This window comes from Hyphococcus sp. (assembly GCF_041986965.1).
GTDB lineage: Bacteria > Pseudomonadota > Alphaproteobacteria > Caulobacterales > Parvularculaceae > Hyphococcus.
Genome location: NZ_JBHIXB010000002.1, coordinates 552,178 through 569,372, shown reverse-complemented (window position 1 = coordinate 569,372; position 17,195 = coordinate 552,178). Strand labels below are relative to the sequence as shown.

Annotated in this window: 18 protein-coding genes; 9 read left to right on the top strand and 9 right to left on the bottom strand. The window is 57.2% G+C overall.

Translation table 11 applies throughout. The features are described 5' to 3' along the window. Positions 1-109: 109 nt before the first annotated feature. Genes ACFC5L_RS11700 through ACFC5L_RS11680 form a run of 5 tightly spaced genes read left to right on the top strand, consistent with a single transcriptional unit; the run spans position 110 to position 4,238 of the window. Positions 110-949, top strand: a complete 840-nt coding sequence (locus ACFC5L_RS11700) for a p-hydroxycinnamoyl CoA hydratase/lyase (protein ID WP_375202757.1) — start codon at positions 110-112, stop codon at positions 947-949. Between the two features lie 14 nt (positions 950-963). Beyond that, positions 964-1,692 carry an alpha/beta fold hydrolase gene (locus ACFC5L_RS11695; protein WP_375202758.1) on the top strand — a complete coding sequence of 243 codons (729 nt, stop codon included), beginning with the start codon at positions 964-966 and terminating at the stop codon, positions 1,690-1,692. A gap of 59 nt (positions 1,693-1,751) precedes the next feature. Then, positions 1,752-2,228, top strand: coding sequence for a MarR family winged helix-turn-helix transcriptional regulator (locus ACFC5L_RS11690; RefSeq protein WP_375202759.1), 477 nt, complete (start codon positions 1,752-1,754; stop codon positions 2,226-2,228). 32 nt (positions 2,229-2,260) lie between these two features. Then, a complete protein-coding gene (locus ACFC5L_RS11685; protein WP_375202760.1) occupies positions 2,261-3,580 on the top strand; it encodes an MFS transporter in 1,320 nt (439 codons plus the stop codon). Positions 3,581-3,593: 13 nt separating this feature from the next. Then, a complete protein-coding gene (locus ACFC5L_RS11680; protein WP_375202761.1) occupies positions 3,594-4,238 on the top strand; it encodes a glutathione binding-like protein in 645 nt (214 codons plus the stop codon). A 31-nt stretch (positions 4,239-4,269) separates the two neighbouring features. Here the strand turns inward: ACFC5L_RS11680 and ACFC5L_RS11675 are convergent, their stop codons facing one another. Beyond that, complete coding sequence (locus ACFC5L_RS11675) at positions 4,270-4,692, bottom strand: MarR family winged helix-turn-helix transcriptional regulator (protein ID WP_375202762.1); 423 nt, start codon at positions 4,690-4,692, stop codon at positions 4,270-4,272. 125 nt (positions 4,693-4,817) lie between these two features. Between ACFC5L_RS11675 and ACFC5L_RS11670 the strand changes: the two genes are divergently transcribed. Both ACFC5L_RS11670 and ACFC5L_RS11665 read left to right on the top strand, forming a co-directional pair. Continuing rightward, positions 4,818-6,284, top strand: coding sequence for a carotenoid oxygenase family protein (locus tag ACFC5L_RS11670; RefSeq protein ID WP_375202763.1), 1,467 nt, complete (start codon positions 4,818-4,820; stop codon positions 6,282-6,284). Between the two features lie 4 nt (positions 6,285-6,288). Next, positions 6,289-6,747: a DUF3237 domain-containing protein gene (locus ACFC5L_RS11665; protein WP_375202764.1), complete on the top strand. Its 459-nt coding sequence runs from the start codon at positions 6,289-6,291 to the stop codon at positions 6,745-6,747. Here ACFC5L_RS11665 and ACFC5L_RS11660 read toward each other — a convergent pair. The 4 genes from ACFC5L_RS11660 to ACFC5L_RS11645 are packed head-to-tail and all read right to left on the bottom strand — an operon-like array spanning position 6,744 to position 11,612. Beyond that, positions 6,744-8,378 (bottom strand): MFS transporter, encoded by a 1,635-nt coding sequence (locus tag ACFC5L_RS11660; protein WP_375202765.1) that lies wholly within the window; start codon positions 8,376-8,378, stop codon positions 6,744-6,746. The genes ACFC5L_RS11665 and ACFC5L_RS11660 overlap by 4 nt on opposite strands. 22 nt (positions 8,379-8,400) lie before the next feature. Beyond that, positions 8,401-9,453, bottom strand: coding sequence for an amidohydrolase family protein (locus ACFC5L_RS11655; protein WP_375202766.1), 1,053 nt, complete (start codon positions 9,451-9,453; stop codon positions 8,401-8,403). A gap of 3 nt (positions 9,454-9,456) precedes the next feature. Beyond that, positions 9,457-10,887 (bottom strand): NAD-dependent succinate-semialdehyde dehydrogenase, encoded by a 1,431-nt coding sequence (locus tag ACFC5L_RS11650; protein WP_375202767.1) that lies wholly within the window; start codon positions 10,885-10,887, stop codon positions 9,457-9,459. Continuing rightward, the gene (locus tag ACFC5L_RS11645) at positions 10,884-11,612 is read right to left on the bottom strand and encodes a nuclear transport factor 2 family protein (RefSeq protein WP_375202768.1); all 729 of its coding nucleotides are present in this window, start codon (positions 11,610-11,612) and stop codon (positions 10,884-10,886) included. Before ACFC5L_RS11645 ends, ACFC5L_RS11650 begins: the two co-directional genes overlap by 4 nt. A gap of 197 nt (positions 11,613-11,809) precedes the next feature. Between ACFC5L_RS11645 and ACFC5L_RS11640 the strand changes: the two genes are divergently transcribed. After that, positions 11,810-12,700: an SDR family NAD(P)-dependent oxidoreductase gene (locus ACFC5L_RS11640; protein WP_375202769.1), complete on the top strand. Its 891-nt coding sequence runs from the start codon at positions 11,810-11,812 to the stop codon at positions 12,698-12,700. A 14-nt stretch (positions 12,701-12,714) separates the two neighbouring features. Here the strand turns inward: ACFC5L_RS11640 and ACFC5L_RS11635 are convergent, their stop codons facing one another. Further along, positions 12,715-13,497: a glutathione S-transferase family protein gene (locus tag ACFC5L_RS11635; protein ID WP_375202770.1), complete on the bottom strand. Its 783-nt coding sequence runs from the start codon at positions 13,495-13,497 to the stop codon at positions 12,715-12,717. Then, positions 13,497-14,258: a glutathione S-transferase family protein gene (locus tag ACFC5L_RS11630; protein ID WP_375202771.1), complete on the bottom strand. Its 762-nt coding sequence runs from the start codon at positions 14,256-14,258 to the stop codon at positions 13,497-13,499. Before ACFC5L_RS11630 ends, ACFC5L_RS11635 begins: the two co-directional genes overlap by 1 nt. 263 nt (positions 14,259-14,521) lie before the next feature. Here ACFC5L_RS11630 and ACFC5L_RS11625 point away from each other — a divergent pair, with 263 nt between their 5' ends. Beyond that, the gene (locus ACFC5L_RS11625; RefSeq protein ID WP_375202772.1) at positions 14,522-15,358 is read left to right on the top strand and encodes a class I SAM-dependent methyltransferase; all 837 of its coding nucleotides are present in this window, start codon (positions 14,522-14,524) and stop codon (positions 15,356-15,358) included. Here the strand turns inward: ACFC5L_RS11625 and ACFC5L_RS11620 are convergent. Both ACFC5L_RS11620 and ACFC5L_RS11615 read right to left on the bottom strand, forming a co-directional pair. Continuing rightward, a complete protein-coding gene (locus tag ACFC5L_RS11620; RefSeq protein WP_375202773.1) occupies positions 15,355-16,494 on the bottom strand; it encodes an amidohydrolase family protein in 1,140 nt (379 codons plus the stop codon). The two genes, ACFC5L_RS11625 and ACFC5L_RS11620, sit on opposite strands and share 4 nt — an antisense overlap. Next, on the bottom strand, positions 16,484-17,173 hold the full coding sequence (locus ACFC5L_RS11615) for a nuclear transport factor 2 family protein (RefSeq protein WP_375202774.1): 690 nt from the start codon (positions 17,171-17,173) through the stop codon (positions 16,484-16,486). Before ACFC5L_RS11615 ends, ACFC5L_RS11620 begins: the two co-directional genes overlap by 11 nt. Between the last annotated feature and the right edge of the window lie 22 nt (positions 17,174-17,195).

Below are 17,195 nucleotides of genomic sequence, written 5' to 3'. Positions count from 1 at the left end.
ATAGTAATGCCACATAACTATCAGCGTCCGGCGGAAAAACCGCCTGCGCTTCAATTTTGGCCTTAAAACGGCGCCCGGGAGCCGGGTCCGAAGAATTTGGGGATCTGACATGGCGGAAGAACGCAAAGAAGAAGACACCGTTTCCTACGAGATTGTGGACCGTATCGCGTGGGTGAAATTCAACCGCCCGGAAAAGCGCAACTGCATGAGCCCCAAGCTCAACCGGCAGATGTTGCGCGTTCTTGAAGAGCTGGAGTTCGATGACAATGTGGGTGTCCTCATCCTGACAGGTGAGGGGACGGCATGGTCGGCCGGGATGGACCTCAAGGAATATTTCCGTGAAACCGAGGCGCTCGGTCTCCGGGGAACAAGAGAGGCGCAGCGCGAAGCCTATGCCTGGTGGAAGCGCCTTCGCTGGTATCAAAAACCGACCATCGCCATGGTCAATGGCTGGTGTTTCGGCGGCGGCTACGGTCCGCTTTACGCTTGTGACCTTGCTTATGCCGCGGAAGATGCGCAGTTCGGTTTGTCTGAAGTCAATTGGGGGATCCTGCCAGGCGGCGGCGCCACAAAAGTTGCATTTGAACTGATGCCGTTCCGTAAGGCTATGTATCACGCAATGCTGGGCGAAAATCTCGACGGCAAAGAGGCGGCGGAGGCGGGCCTCGTCAACGAAGCCTTGCCGGCGGACAAGCTGAAAGCCCGCGTCACCGAAGTCGCCAAGAAACTGCTTGAGAAAAACCAGTGGACTCTCAAGGCGACGAAAGACGCCATGCGCCGGGTCGGCGAAATGACCTATGAGAATGCGGAAGACTATCTGATCCGCGCGCAGGAGGCCTTGAACTTCTTCGATGGCGAAGCGCGCAAGGAAGGCATGCGCCAGTTCCTTGATGACAAGACCTATAAGCCGGGTCTTGGCTCTTATGACCTCAGCAAACAGAAGAAGTAACCGGGAGTAAAGCGATGAGCGCTGCAAAGCCTGCGCTGTTATTGTTGCCCGGGCTTCTGTGCGACGAGACGGTTTGGCGTGCGCAGCTTGATCGCTTCTCGCCAATTGCTGACGTCATCGTTCCCGATTACGGCGATGCGGACAGCATCACCGAGATGGCGAAGATCGCCTTGAGCAAGGCGCCGGAGCGGTTCTCGCTTGTTGGTCACTCCATGGGCGCGCGCGTTGCGCTCGAAGTCGTGCGCATGGCGCCGGAGAAAGTTGAGCGCATCGCCATGCTCGACACAGGCGTGCACGACGTGAAACCGGACGAGCAAGGCAAGCGCATGCGCCTTGTAAAGCTTGCGGAAGAAGACGGCATGGGCGCGCTATGCGATGCGTGGTTGCCGCCAATGGTGCATCCGGATTTACGCACTGATAAGGCTTTCATGAAGCCGCTGCGCGAGATGGTTGAGCGTTTGACGCCTGCGCATTTTGCAGCGCAGATCCACGCCCTCCTGACCCGGCCCGATACAGCTCCAGCGCTCGCGGCGATCAAATCGCCGATTTTGATCGGCGTCGGCAGGCAGGATGAATGGAGCCCCATTGATCAGCACGAAGATATTCTAGCGCGGCTCGGCGGGCGCGGGAAGCTAGTGATCTTTGAGGATGCTGGTCACATGGCCCCTTATGAAGCGCCGGAGTCTGTTAATGCTGCACTTGCGGAATGGTTTTCAGAGCCGGTTGGGACAAGCCGTGATTGAGGGAATTGGCTGAAAATGCTAATTTTTCGGTGCTGGTATGCGAGCCGGGGGATGGCGTCATGTCTGTGACGAGTCTAGAGAACAAGCCCGTTCTGCAATTTCTCGATGATCAATCCCCGAATGTTCGAACAGAATTTTTGAACAATCTCGCCGGCTATCGTCTGAGACAGATTTCAAACGCCTTTATGTCGGATTTCGCAGCCGCAATGGTGGGCACGGGCATGCGGCCCGTTCAGATATCCATTTTATCTGTCGCCGATGAGAATCCGGGCATCCGGCAAGGAGAAATCGGGCGGGCGCTAGGCGTGGCCCGGGCGAATATGGCCCCATTGATGGCAGAGCTCGAAGCGGCAAGACTTCTGGAACGTATTCCCGATGAGGCGGACCGGCGGGCTGTTTCCGTTTACTTGACCAAAAACGGCCAGGCGACGCTAAAAAACTGCAAGGCTCGTATCATGGCCCATGAGCGCCGGGCTCTGGAGAGGCTGACCGATAGCGAGCGCAAAACATTGCTGCGTTTGCTGAACAAGATATAACTACAAAAAAGCCTGACAGGGAAAAATCAGAAATGAGCTCAAAAGACCCTCGCGAGATTCTCGCGCAAGCGCCCATGGGGACCTTTCAGATAATCGCCGTGGGCATGTGCGTTTTGCTCAACGCGCTGGATGGTTTTGATGTTCTTTCCATCAGTTTCGCCGCGCCGGGCATCGCCAATGAATGGGGGGTCGACCGCGCTGCGCTCGGCATCGTTCTTTCAATGGAGCTTATTGGCATGGCGATCGGCTCCGTCGTCATCGGCAGCATTGCAGACGTGATTGGGCGTCGTCCGACAATTCTTTCCTGTCTCATTGTGATGGCCGTGGGCATGGGGCTTGCCGCGACAGCGAACGGCGTGGAAATTCTTTCCGCTTACCGTTTCGCCACCGGTCTTGGCATTGGCGGGGTTCTCGCCGCCACAAATGCGATGGTCGCCGAATACGCCAACGTAAAACGCAAGAGTCTTGCCGTGACGACGATGGCTGCCGGCTATCCTATCGGCGCCATTGTGGGGGGCACAATCGCCTCCATGTTGCTGGCCCATTATGACTGGCGTTCGGTGTTTATCTTTGGCGCCGTGATGACAACAGTTTTCATTCCGCTCATCTGGTACTTCCTGCCGGAATCGATCGAGTTTCTTGCGCAAAAGCGCGTGCCGGGAGCGCTTGAGAAAATCAATTCAACGCTGAAACGTATGGGCCACGAGACGGTGGCGGAATTGCCGCCTGTGAAAGAGGCGCCAAAGAAGATTGGCGTCGGCCGCCTCTTTGGGCCGGATCTCGCCCGCACCACGGCGATCCTTACCTTCGCTTATTTCGCGCATATCATGACGTTCTATTTCTACCTGAAATGGATTCCGAAGATCGTTGTTGACCTTGGTTTCGAGCCGTCGCTTGCCGGCAGTGTGCTTGTCTGGGCGAATGTCGGCGGCGCCAGCGGCGCTATTCTTCTGGGCCTTCTCGCTATGAAGTTCGGCATCAGGGGTCTCGTGATTGGCGCAATGCTATTCGGCGGCGTGATGGTGACGCTTTTCGGCCAGGCGCCGGCGGATCTTGCGAAACTGTCCATGATCGCCTGTGTTGCGGGGTTCTTCACCAATGCAGCCATTGTCGGCCTCTACGCCATTTTCGCGCACGCCTTCCCCACAGAGGTGCGTGCAGGCGGCACAGGTTTTGTCATTGGGGTCGGCCGCGGCGGCGCGGCGCTGGGGCCGATCATCGCCGGTTTCCTCTTCAAGAGCGGCTATGGCCTGGAAATCGTAGCGGTGATTATGGCCGCCGGCTCGATCTGCGCAGCGCTTGCGCTTGTGCTTTTAGGGAACCCCAGGAAATCGGCCGCGCAAGCTGCCTGAGGTTAAGCGGTAGATGGCAATCGACCTGCATATGTGGCCGACGGGAAACGGCTACAAAATCCTTATCATGCTGGAAGAGTGCGGGCTCGATTACGACATCAAATGGGTGAACATATTCGAAGGCGATCAGTTCAAGGAAGAATTCCTGAAAATCTCGCCCAACAACAAGATGCCCGCCATCGTCGATCAGGATCCGGGGGAGGGCGGCCCTCTTTCCGTTTTTGAATCAGGCGCCATCCTGCAATATCTTGGACGCAAGAGCGGAAAATTTTATCCCTCGGAAGAACGGGACCGCGTTGAAGTGGAGCAATGGTTATTCTGGCAGGTCGGCGGCCTCGGCCCTATGGCCGGTCAGGCGCATCACTTCGTCCATTATGCGGAAAACAAAATCCCTTACGCAGTTGAGCGGTTTTCAAAGGAGACCAACCGGCTTTACGGCGTTATGAACAAGCGTCTTGCCGACAGGGATTTTCTTGCAGGCGATTATTCCATTGCGGACATCGCAGCTTTTCCCTGGGTGCGCCGTTATGCGTGGCAAGGGGTCGACATTGACGACTATCCCAATGTCAAAGCGTGGTATGCCCGCATTGAGGCGCGCTCGGCGGTTCAGCGCGCCTTGACGATTGGCGCAGAGAAGATGCCGCCTGTCGACAAATAACCAGAGATTGGTGCTTTTGCAGCGTGACGTCCTAGTCGTGAATGCGCCGCAGGAAATCAATCAATGTGCGCACTTCCTGTTTGGTGAAGCGGCTTTTCAGCCATTCTTCATGTTCGAGGACCGCTTTCTTGGCGTCGATGAGGATCTTCTGTCCTGTCGGCGTCAATTTTAGCGTCTGCTTGCGGCCGTCACTGGTTGACTGGCCGCGTCGCAGGAGGCGCCGGCCTTCGAGCCGATTGATAATCGCCATCACCGTCGCGCGATCCATGCGCAGCCGCTTGGCGAGATCAGTCTGCGCAATGCCCGGATGGTCGTCCACGAGCCACAAGACCGAGACCTGTTTCTGGGTCATGTCCAACTCGGAAAACGTGTCCATAAAATGCCGGTACACGGCCGTATAGGCGAGGCGGATATGGAAGCCGACGATGTCGTCGATTTCCCCGATGTCATCCAATTCGGCGTCTTGATGTTGGTCAATTCCGGACTGCGTTTTTCTCTTATTCTGATTGCGTTTTGTCACGCCCCTGTCCCTTGGCTCCCTTGGGCCTACCATATACAATTCTTACAAAGGAGGAAGCCATGGTTCATTTCCCTGATACGGTGAGTTTCACGGGCTTCAACACTCCCTCGCGGATCGAGGCCGATATATACGATCTTGACGTTGAGGGGGAGGTCCCCAAGGAGATGCATGGGGCTTTTTATCGGGTGCAGCCCGATCCCCAGTTTCCGCCGCTTTTAGGCGACGATATTGCATTTAACGGCGACGGCATGATCACGCAGTTCCGCTTTGAGGACGGCAAGATCAGCTTCCGCCAGCGCTGGGCCAAGACCGATAAATGGAAGCTTGAAAACAAGGCTGAAAAGGCTCTTTTCGGCGCCTACCGCAATCCGCTTTTTGACGATCCGTCCGTGAAAGGACAGATTCGCGGCACAGCCAATACAAACGCCTGGATCTATGGCGGCAAGCTCTATGCGCTGAAGGAGGATTCACCGGCGCTTGTCATGGATCCGGTGACGCTTGAGACCGTGGGCTACACCAAGTTTGACGGCATGACGGGCCAGACATTCACGGCGCATCCGAAGATTGATCCGAATACGGGCAATATGGCGGCCTTTGGCTATGCCTCAAAAGGCATTCTGACGCTGGACATGACCTATTACGAGATCGGGCCTGACGGGAAGCTTCTCTACGAAGTGTGGTTTGAAAATCCCTATTACGCGATGATGCATGATTTCGCGATTACGGATGATTACGCGCTCTTCCATGTGGTTCCCTCGACGTCAAACTGGGAGCGTCTTGAAAAAGGCATGCCGCATTTCGGCTTCGACACCACCATGCCGGTTTATTTCGGCGTTTTGCCCCGGCGCAAAGGCGCGACCAAGGACGATGTCCGCTGGTTCAAGACCGACAATTGCTTCGCCAGCCATGTGATGAACGCCTATCAGGAAGGAGACCGCATCCATTTCGACACGCCGCAAGCGAAGAACAATATGTTCCCCTTCTTCCCTGATGTTCACGGCGCGCCGTTCAATCCCATGGAGGCGTCGAGCTATCTGACCCGCTGGACCGTCAATATGGCGTCGAACTCTGAAGCGTTCGAAAGCCAGACGAAGCTCACCGACATGTTCGGTGAATTCCCGCGCATCGATGACCGCTTTACAGGTAAGAAATACCGTCATGGCTGGATGCTGGTGGTGGATATGGAGCGGCCCTGCGAGCTGAAAGGCGGCAGCGCCGGCGGATTCCTGATGAACACGCTGGGCAAGGTCGATCATGAAACAGGCGAGGAGCAAAAATGGTGGTGCGGGCCTGTATCGACCTTACAGGAGCCTTGTTTTGTCCCGCGTTCCAAAGATGCGCCGGAAGGCGATGGTTGGATCGTAATGGTCTGCAATCGTCTTGAAGAGCATCGCAGCGACTTGCTGGTGTTCGATGCGCTCGACATCGCCAAGGGTCCCATCGCCACTGCGAAGATACCTGTGCGCTTGCGGTTCGGCCTTCATGGCAATTGGGCGAATGCTGGCGACATTGGTATGGCGGCTTGAAAAAATGATCAAACCGGAACTTGAATTCGTCTACGAAGCGGGTGGTGATCTTGGCGAGCCGATTTCTATCGGTGATACGCCGGATGGAACGCGCCGGATCATTCCCATTTTCTCCGGGCCCGTCGAAGGACCAAAAATCAAAGGCGAGCTTTTGGGCAATGCTGCCGACTGGCAGTTGACCCGTCATGACGGCGTCACGGTTGCCGATGCGATTTACGCCATGCGCACTGATGACGGGGTTGTTATTCAAATCCGCAATCGCGGTTTGCGCCATGGGCCGCCGGACGTGATGAAGCGCCTGATGGCGGGTGATGACGTCGATCCTGCAGAATATTACTTCCGCACGATCCCCGAATTTATCGCACCGACCGGAAAGTATGACTGGCTCAACAAATCGGTCTTTGTGTGCGCTGGGGCGCGCTACAAGCTCGGCATCAAGCTTTGGGTCTGGCGGGTCGTTTAAACCGGTTCGCCGGCGGCCTTTGCGCGTTCTAACAGAATAACTTCATCCTTCGGCATGCGACGGATGAGAAGCACAATCAGCACCACAATGATTGGCGCCACCCAGTAAAGGGTCAGGATCGCCTCGCCAAGATTGCCGCCATTGATGTCGCTCATCATCCCGACGGCATAGGGGCCAAGCCCCATCCCGGTGATCGTCATCATCAGAATATAATAACTCATCACCATGCCGCGCATGCGCGGTAAGACGAGATCGATCAGCGAGGCGTAGACAGGCGGCAGCCACATGGTCAATACGAGTGAATAGATGACAAACCAGGCATAGTAACCGCCAAGGGTTTGCGCATTGAAAACCCCGATGGCGAGGAATGGCGAAACGCCGAGAGCGAGAAGTGTGACATAAATGCGTCCGCCCTTGATGCGTTGATGCGCCCAGTCGGACACAGGGCCGGCGATCAGGGGGCCGATAATGCCTAAAACCGTGATGATGGGGCCAAAAGTGGCGCCGATCTCCGCTGCGGAACGATTGAAGTGCTGGATGCCGTAAACGGCCGCCCATGACATGACGCCATAATTCAACACGGACTGGAGCGAAGCGATGCCGATGAGGAGCGCCAGCGACGGCTGTTTGACGATAACGGCGAAGGCAGGTTTGTCGCGTAAATAAAGCGACTGCATCCAGCAGATGACAATATAGGCGCCGACGCCGGTTATCGCCCATTGTAAGGCGTTGCCGGTCAGCTCCAGGGCGCCGAGTCTCAGTGCGACGGGATTTACGGGGCGCAGGCCGTTTGTCCACTGCGTCATGAAGATGCTGAGGGTGATGATTACGACCGCGGCTGTGATGTTGATAGCCCATAATTTCGGCGTTGCTTTGCGTCGCACGAATTCAAGCCAGGCAAAGCCTGGAAGCATGCCGATCAATGTATCGAAACTCGCACGGAACGGCGCCGGGTCGGGCTTGGCGAGCACGCCGTCAGCTGCGCCGCGTACAGGCTCTGGCAGGCGCAACAGCAGCAGGCTTAAAACAATTCCGGGCGCGGCGGCGACAAGGAAAGCCGCTTGCCAGCCCTTGAGCCCGAGCGGCGCCCCGCCATTGGCGTAGGCGCCATCCCATCCGTCGGCGACCGCCCCGCCAAGCATCAGGGCGCCGCCGACGCCGAGCGCAACGGCGATCGACATGGCCGCCGTGATAGTGCCGCGCTGGCTCTTTGGGAAGAGATCGGACAATAGCGACATGCCCGCGGGTTGAGAACTCGCCTCGCCAATGCCAACGCCCAGTCGCGAGAGGGCAAGCATGCCGAAGCCATTCGCAAACCCGGCGAGACCGGTCATGATCGACCAGCCGAAAATGGAAATGCTCAAAAGTCTGGTGCGCACCCAGCCGTCAGCGAGGCGTCCCAGGGGAAGAGAGAAAACAGAGTAAAATAATCCGAATACGGCGCCGTAAAGAACGCCCATCTCGGCGTCGCCAATATTGAGATCGGCTTTGATCTGCGGGGCCAGAATAGCAAGAATTTGCCGGTCCACCATGGACATGGCGGTCGTCAGCGTCACCAGAAATAGCGCATACCAGGCGGCGCGGCCGCCAAGCTTTGTCGCGCCGGCGTTCTCTACATCTTTGGCGGCCATGATGTGCTGTTCCTCGTCCCGGTTATATTAGCTTGAACGCTCGTTCGGCGTTTGTTTGCATTAGTTTTTTCTTGGTTTCGGGCGATATGTCGAGAAGGTCATGGGTGCGCACCTCGTCAGCGACAAACTGATAAGGATAGTCCATCGCATACATGACGCGATCCTCGCCGAGAACGGATTGCGCGAACTTGATCGCCGGCTCCCAGGCCATGCCGCTCGATGTGATATAGACGTTTGAGCGCATATAGTCGGTGATCGTCTTTTTCAGCGGCTTCATGCGCTCGTAACGCTTCGCGCGCACGCCGGCCTGGTGCATGTAGTCGAGACGATAAAGCCAATAGGGAAGAGCTTCGCCCATATGGCCGACAATGATCTGCAAGTTCGGGTATCGGTCGAAGATGCCGATGGTGAGGAGACGTAAGAGATGCATCCCCGTCTCGACGCCGAAGCCGAAAATGGCGCCGTCGAGGCCCGCTTCCAGCATGGGGTCGATCATCGCATCCGGCGGCGTCTGCGGGTGGATGTAGAGCGGCTGTCCGGTCGCCTCGAGCGCTTTGAAGATGGGATCGTATTTAGGATCGTCGAGATATTCGCCTTGCGTGTGGCTGTTCACCATCACGCCCTTGAACCCCATTTCTGCGCCGCGATGGATTTCTTTTGCGCTCCATTCGGGGTCCTGGGGCGCGATCGAGGTCATGCCGACAAACCGTGTCGGATGGCGCGCGACGGCGGCTTCCAGATAATCATTGGCGCGGGAGACCATGCCTTTGGCTTCTTCCGTCGGCAGCGGTTGCACGCCGGGCGAAGTGAGCGACAGGATTGCGATGTCGATCCCCGTCTCATTCATGTGTTTCAGACGCAGATCATCGAGATCGAGAAGACACTCCATAATGTGGGTCGCGCGCTCAGAAGGCGAGGTCGCGTAAAAACCCCAGAGCGAAACCATACCCTTGTCGGCGGTTCCGTCCTTCACCATGCTCAGATAGGCGTCGATCTGCTCCTGCGTGGCGAAGGCTTCTTCGGTCGCGATGCGCAAATATCCGCGATCGCCGCCGATCTTTAACTCATGGGTCATGGATTATCCTTCGTGAACGACTTTGGTGACGAGGCAGGCTTCGACGCCTTCCGGCCCGTCTTCAGCGCCGTGTCCTGACCATTTGACGCCGCCGAAAGGCGAGTCCGCGCCGCCGATCATCACCGTGTTGATGCCCAGCATGCCGGTTTCGACTTCATGGGCGAGGCGCTTCTGACGTGCCGCATCCTGCGTCCAGGCATAAGCGGCGAGGCCATAGGGCAGGCGGTTCGCTTCGACGATGGCGTCTTCCTCTAACTTGAACGGATTGCACAAGGCTACAGGCCCGAAAGGTTCAGTATTCATGATCTCGCTGGCTTGCGGGACGTCGGAGAGAACGGTCGGGGCGTAATAGAAGCCCTGATTGCCGATGCGTTCGCCGCCGGTATGAAGCTTCGCGCCTTTCGACACAGCGTCGCCAATAAGCTGTTCCATGGCGTCGGGGCGGCGCGGATTGGCCATGGGCCCCATCTGTACGCCATCGTCGAGGCCATTGCCGACTTTCAAGGTCTTGGCGCGTTTCGTGTAACCGGCGACGAAATCGTCATAGATCTCTTCCTGAATCATGAAGCGGGTCGGCGAGACGCAGACCTGTCCGGCATTGCGGAATTTCTGCGGCACGACGGTGTCGAGCACCTTGTCGAGGTCGACATCCTTGAAGACCAGCACCGGTCCGTGCCCGCCAAGCTCCATCGTTGTGCGTTTCATATCTTCGGCGGCGAGTTTCGCCAGATGCTTGCCGACGACGGTGGACCCGGTAAAGGAGAGCTTGCGGATAATCGGCGAGGCGAGGAGGTGGCGCGAGACCTCATCGGGCACGCCGAACACGGCTTGCGCCACTTCTTTGGGAAGTCCTGCATCAAGCAGCGCCTGCAGAACAGCGAGCGCCGAAGCGGGCGTTTCCTCCGCCGATTTCATGATGACGGAACAGCCGGCGGCGATGGGCGCGCCGAGTTTGCGGCCGGGATTGCCGATCGGGAAGTTCCAGGGCGAAAAAGCGGCGACGGGGCCGACAGGTTCTTTGGTTACGGTTGAGCGCATGCCCGCCGGCCGCACCAGTGTGCGGCCATAAAGACGTTGGCATTCGCCGGCGTAGAAATTGAAAAGCCCCACATTCATCATCACTTCGATGCGGGCTTCGGGAAAGGGCTTTCCTTCTTCCATGGTGGCGATGCGCGCCATGTCGTCAGCGCGCTCCATCATTAGTCGCGCCGCGCCCTGCAAGACGGCGGCGCGCTCCTGTGGCGTTGAATTGCGCCAGATTTTGAAGCCTTTCTCAGCTGTCTCCAGCGCCCGGTCGAGATCCGCCGCGTCGGCAAGCGGCAACTCGCCCAGCGTTTCCTCCGTCGCTGGATTGACGACACGATGGGTGCGGCGGCTTCCTTTGTGGATGCGCTCGCCATCAATGATCATGTAAAGTTCAGGATAAGCTGTCATTTCTGTTTCGCTTCCTTTTCACGGTCGATGTCGCCCTGCCAGCGCTCTGGCTTGATGTCCTTGCCGGTGACCGGGTGCTTGTTGTGAAACGGCACAACCTTGTGGGTCGGCCAGAGCCATACATCTTCATTGATTTCGTCTGGGCCCACCGGGTCTTCCGGATATGGTGTATTCAAAAACGGTACATAATTGGGACGCGTATGCCCCCAACCGGTTTCAAAATCAGCATGCCATTGGGGCACATAGTTCAGAATGTGAATGCGCCATACGCCGTCCACTTTCTTGTAGGTGTTCTCGTATAGGCCGCCTTCCCACCATTGCCGGATCTCGCCAAAGGATTTGTGCCGCCCGGCCTGCATGGTGCACCGGAAGCGGGCGAGCCCGGTGACGCCGTCATCGAGGATATCAACTACATCCTGATGCTGGGGGTGGTCGAGCAGAAAGCCGTCCACCGGGCCATTATTGCCATGCACGAACTGTTTTTGAAAACGTTCAATATAGAGTCGCGCCGCCCCGGCCTTTCCTTTGAAGATGCCGCCGAAGAAATGCACTTCGCAATCGTCGGTGAACAGATCAACGACCTCTCTATATAAACATTTATCGATAAAATAGCCGTATAGATGGTGAAGCTTGCGGACCGCCTGTTCATCCTCGGTGCGCGTTATGCGGTCGGTCAGCGCAGCGACTTGCGCTTCAAGTTGTGCAATGCGGTCGGCGTCGGTCATTCGTCCTCCGGAACTCTCTATTGCTAGTGGGCGGTAAATCGTTTCCGCAGGCGAAATGTAGCCGAATGCCGATAGGCAATTCGCGCTGATATGGTAGTGAATATAACATCAATCGAGAAGCGTTGCGAAAAGATGCCTATGCAGGATAACGCGCGCCGGGATGAAAAGAACCTGCCTTCACGGGTCTGGGAGGAACAATGAAGGATTTCGCCGGGCGAACCGCGTTTATCACGGGCGGCGCCAATGGCATTGGGCTGGGGCTTGCGCGGGCCTTGCTCGCTGAGGGCGTCAAGGTCGCGATCGCCGACATCCGTCAGGATGCTATCGACGCCGCGCTGGACGCGCTTGACAGTCATGAGGCGACAGGCCTTTGCATGGATGTCTCCTCCAGAACGGAGTTTGCAGAGGCGGCGGACGAGGCTGAGCGCCGTCTGGGGCCCGTTTCCCTTGTCTTCAACAATGCCGGCATCAATCTGTTCCAGACTATAGATGAGAGCAGCTATGACGACTGGGACTGGGTGCTGGGCGTCAATCTTCATGGCGTCATTAACGGCGTTCAGACCTTCGTTCCCCGGATGAAGGAGCGCGGCAAGGGCGGGCATGTTGTGAACACCGCCTCGATGGCGAGCTTTCTCGCGGGCCCCGTGCCGGGTATCTATAATTGTTCGAAATTCGCCGTTCGGGGCTTGTCGGAATCCTTGCGTTATTCCCTGGCACCGCACCGGATCGGCGTTTCAGCGCTATGTCCCGGCCTTGTAAAGAGCCATATCTACGCGAGCGACGATGTCCGGCCGGAAGCCCTGGCGTCGCGCGGCAAACCTGTAGACGCGGCCTTTAACGCGCAATTGGCGAAAGTGCATGAAGCAGGCATGGAGCCTGAAGAAGTAGCGGCGAAGACGATCGAGGCGATTCGCGAGAACAAGTTTTATATCTTTCCGCATCCGGAATTCAGGGACGAGCTTCGCGAAGTCTTTGACGAAATCATTGCGGATTATCCGAAAGGAGACGCCCCGGTGGAACGGCTCGCTTTTGAGCGGGGACGGCGCGAGAATTATCGCAAGGCTCGCGCCGCCGCCCGTGGAAAATAAGCAAACGCAGGAAATCAGCCCCAGCGATTGATTTCCGGGCCCGGCGCCCAGACCTGGTGTGGCGTAGGTGTTTTCGCCAGCGAAAGCGTGCGGATAACGGAGGGGCGGGCCTCTATGCGATCGATCCACGCGCTTGTTTGTTTTGCGCCTTCAAACGCCGCAGGTTCGAGGTCACGCATTCCTGAAAGCCAGGCATAGGTTTCGAGATCGGCGATAGAAAAGTCGCCAAGCAGCCAGTCGCGCCCGTCACTGAGTTGAGTTTCAACTTTTTGGACGGCTGTTGCGATTTTAGCCCTGGAGTCCTCGATTTTATCTTCAGGGAAGGAGTTGGCGCGAGTATCACGCCAGCGCGCTTTTAAATCCTCGCTTTTGATTGGCGCCGTCAGCTTTTCGAACGCCGCATCGTTCAGCGCTGACAGTTTGTCAGCCAGATGGGTTTTTACGCCGAGATAGGCGGCTGCCGGCGCCGCGCGTTCGATAATCTGGCGACACCAGGTCATCATCTCCCAACGGGCGAAAGGATCGGTGGGTGCGATGGGAGAGTCAGCCGCCAAATCGTTGAGGTAGCAGGCGAGAAACACCGAATCCGCCATCGGCTCACCATCGGCCACAAGGACCGGCCCTTCGCCTTCAATGCTCATTTCAACTTCCACACTGCGTGGAACCTTATCGCTGTGACGTTCGCCCATGGTCAGGTCTATGGGATGCAGCGCCGCGTCATGACCGGTTTCAAAAAGCGCCGCCAGGACGGTAAATGAAGGGCCGTTAGGGTCGCCGTGATAGAGCGTCAAAGCCATTATGAACGCTCCAGAATTTGCACGCGTTTGACCATATCGGTTTTTCCCATGGCCCAGGTCTTTTTAGCCGCCGGGCGTTCGTAGATTTTGCGCAGCCATTCGAGAATATGCGGCGTCTTTTCGTCGTTGGACAGATCCGGCTGCGACAGGGGCAGAGCGTAAGCGATGTTGAAACCGTTTACGTCGGCGAGACTGTATTGGTCGCTGGCGAGCCATTCCCGTTTGGAAAGCTCCTCTTCAAGCATGCGAATGCCGAGCGCCACGCGTCGCTGCGATTCTTTCATTTCTTCCTCGCCGAAGGTTCCGTAAATCGCCTTACGCCAGGCGACACGGCGTTCCGGCAGAGGAATACGGTCAATAGCGGCTTTCAATTCTTCCGGGTCTTTGCTGCGCACCATAGGTCCCACAAAGACGCTCCAGCCGATCATGGAGAAGGAGGGCGCCAGCCATTGATCCATGAACTTCATCCACCATCTGACGCGCCACTGATCCCTTGGATCTTCGGGCATCAAGTTCGGACCCGGAAAAGCGGCGTCCACATATTCCATGATCGCTGTCGATTCTGTCAGCACCCGATCGCCATGCGTCATGGCGGGGATTGTCCCCTGGGGATTGATCGCGAGATAATCGGGCTGGTGCTGGTCGAAATTCAACAGGTCGAGATAGTGACTTTCGAACTCAACGCCTTTTTCCATCAACGCCAGCATCGGTTTGCCGGAATTGGCGTTCGGCTCCCAGTGATAAAGCGTGACATTGCTCATATTGCGCTTCTCATCGTTATCCTCATGACCGGCGCGAGCAACCGGTCCGGCCTTTAATTTTGATCGTAGCCGACGCCGTCAGGCGCCGGATGCCGCAAAAGGAAACAAAATCAGACCCAGAACTCGTTCGGTGAAGCGCTGTTCACATTGTGCGCTGCACCTTAACCGCTCTCGCATTTCCTGCGATTGCGCCTTCCCATTTGGCGTCGCAAAAGCATAGTTCCTGAGCAACAATGCGGTGATGTGAAAGGGAGAAGAAGAATATGACGGATCAGGCCGTTGAAGACTGGAATGGCGAAGTCGGCGAACGCTGGCTCAAATATCTCGTTCCATTTGAATCCATGATTTCGCCGATCAATGCCTCGCTTATGAAGGCTGCGGCGTTCAAGCCGGGTGAGCAGGTGGTGGAGATCGGTTCTGGCGGCGGCAAAAACGTCATCGAGATCGCGCGGGCGGTTGCACCTTCGGGGGGCGTTCTTGGCGTTGATATTGCGGAAATCCTGATCGAGCATTCGAAAAAGCGGGCGGCGGATGCGGGCGTTGACAATGTCGATTTCAAATGCGCCGACGCTCAGACGGCGAGCCTTGATGCACTGCGCGATCGCGCCTTTTCCAGCTTCGGGATTATGTTCTTCGAAGACCCCGACAAGGCTTTCGCCAATATCAGAAGCTGGGTGAAGCCCGGCGGCGATTTCACCTTCTCCTGTTGGGGCCCGCCAGAGAAAAATCCCTGGATCGGAATGGTCGGCGCCATCGCCGGTAAATATGTGGAGATGCCGGAGCGTGAACCGGATGGACCGGGACCGTTCCGGATGGCGGATCCGGACGCCACCAAGGCCTTGCTTGAACGCGCGGGCTGGAAGGATGTCGAATGCAAGCTCTGGCAGGGTGAGCAATTGCTTGGCGGCGAGGGGGCGACACCGGAAAGCGCAGCGGATTTTGTCATGGATGCGCTCGCCATTGGTGAGCCGCTTGAAGAAGCCGGGCCAGGCGTCAAGGACAAGGCGCGCGCCGACGTCATCGAGGCGTTAACGCCGTTTCACAAAAACGGTTCAATCCGCCTCGACGCCGCCGCCTGGATCGTGACCGCGAAGGCTTAATCTTTGGGCAGCCGGAAGACGTGCTCGGCGTTTTCCTGCATCAACATTTTCTTGTGAGCCGGCGGAATATCCATCCGGTCATAAGCGGCGACTTCGTCCGATGACTGCTGATAGGGATAGTCCATGGCGTAGAGGACGCGCTCCGGCCCCATCACGTCCATGCAAAATTTGATTCCCGGCTCCCAGCCGACGCCGCTTGTGGTGATCCAGATATTGTTGTGGAAGTAATGGCTCATGGGATGTTTCAACGTCACCGCGGGCTGGCCGCCGCGAAGTCCGGGCACGCCGTCGGCGTTCGATTGCATCCAGTCGAAGCGATAAAGATGCAACGGCATACATTCGCCGAGATGGCCGATCACAAGCCGGAGCTTCGGGTATTTGTCGAAGGCGCCCGAAAGGATCAGCCCCATAGTGTGATTCCACACATCGTGCGGGAAACCGCCAAGAGCGCCCGTCGTTGCGCGGGCTGAATAAACCCGGTCGTCAAATGGCGCCGTTGGGTGAATATAAAGGGCCGCGTCATTTTCCTCGAGCGCGGCCAGAATGGGATCGCATTGCGGCTCGTCGAGAAAATGTCCCCGAAAATGTGAATTCAACACAGCGCCGTTGAGCTTCAGCTCTTTCATGGCGCGTTCGATTTCCCGCGCGGCTTTGTCCGGGTCCTGCGGCTGAAAAGCGGCGAGGGCGGAGAAGCGGTCGGGCCGTTTCGCGCAAGCCTCTGCCGCGATATCGTTCGATTTTGCGGCGAGGCGTGTTCCCTCTTCGGGCTCCAGCACTTGCGGACCTGGCGCAGTTAGCAACAGCAGTTGGCGGTCGATGCCGTATTCATCCATATGCGCGATCCTGAGATCGCCGAGATCACACAGCATTTTCTGTAATTCCGGCATGGAGGCGAACATGCCGCCCATGCGTAGCGCAGGATCGTTTGGCGCATTAGCGCTTTTTAGAAATTTAACCTGAGCCTCGACCAGTTCCGGAAATGTCCAGGCTTCTTCCGTGGCGATGCGCTTATACGGCGCGTTGCGGTCTATCTCGCCAGCGGGCGGCGCCATGCCGATGCGGCGCCTGACGCCGCGTTCGACCATATAACCGCGCAGGCCTTTTTCGCTGCCGTCGGGCAAAAGCTCATTTGCCATTGAGCTTCGCTCCCATCACCGGGTGGGCGTAGTGATAGGGGACGTCGTGACGGTGCGGCCATGTCTGGCGCGGTGTCGGCAGAAGCTCGTCAGGACCAAGCGGGTTTTTCGGATAGGTTTCGACAGCAGGCTGCAAATGGGCTTCCGTATGCGCCCAGCCCTTTTCATATTCCGCTTGCCATTGGACCATGTAATCAAGACGTTTGATTTTCCAAACGCCGTCTTCTTGCACATAGTCATTTTCATAGATGCCGGCTTCATAGAACTGTTCCGGCAGGCCTTCGGGCTTGTAGTCACGGGTTTCATGGTTGCCGCCCATGAGGACGGCGCGAAACCGGCCTTTCGCCGTCTTGCGGTCGTCTGCGACGGTGATGATGTCCTGCATCTGGAAGTGATCGAGCAGAAAGCCATATTCCGGTCCCGGCTTGCCTTGCGTGAAGAAATTCTGGAACCAGGTTTTGTAAAGACGCGCGACGCCCTCATGGCCTTTATAGATGCCGGAAAGGAAAATGACTTCGCCATCCTTGGCGAAGAGCTGGACGACTTCGTCATACTGGCAGAAGTCGATATAGTAACCGTAAGCATAATGAAGCTTCCGGATGGCGTGCAGATCCTCGATCTTGCCGACGCGATTTTTCAGTTCAGCAAGCTCTGACTTCATATCATCAAGTTCACTCACGGCGTCCTCCCGGTTATCATTC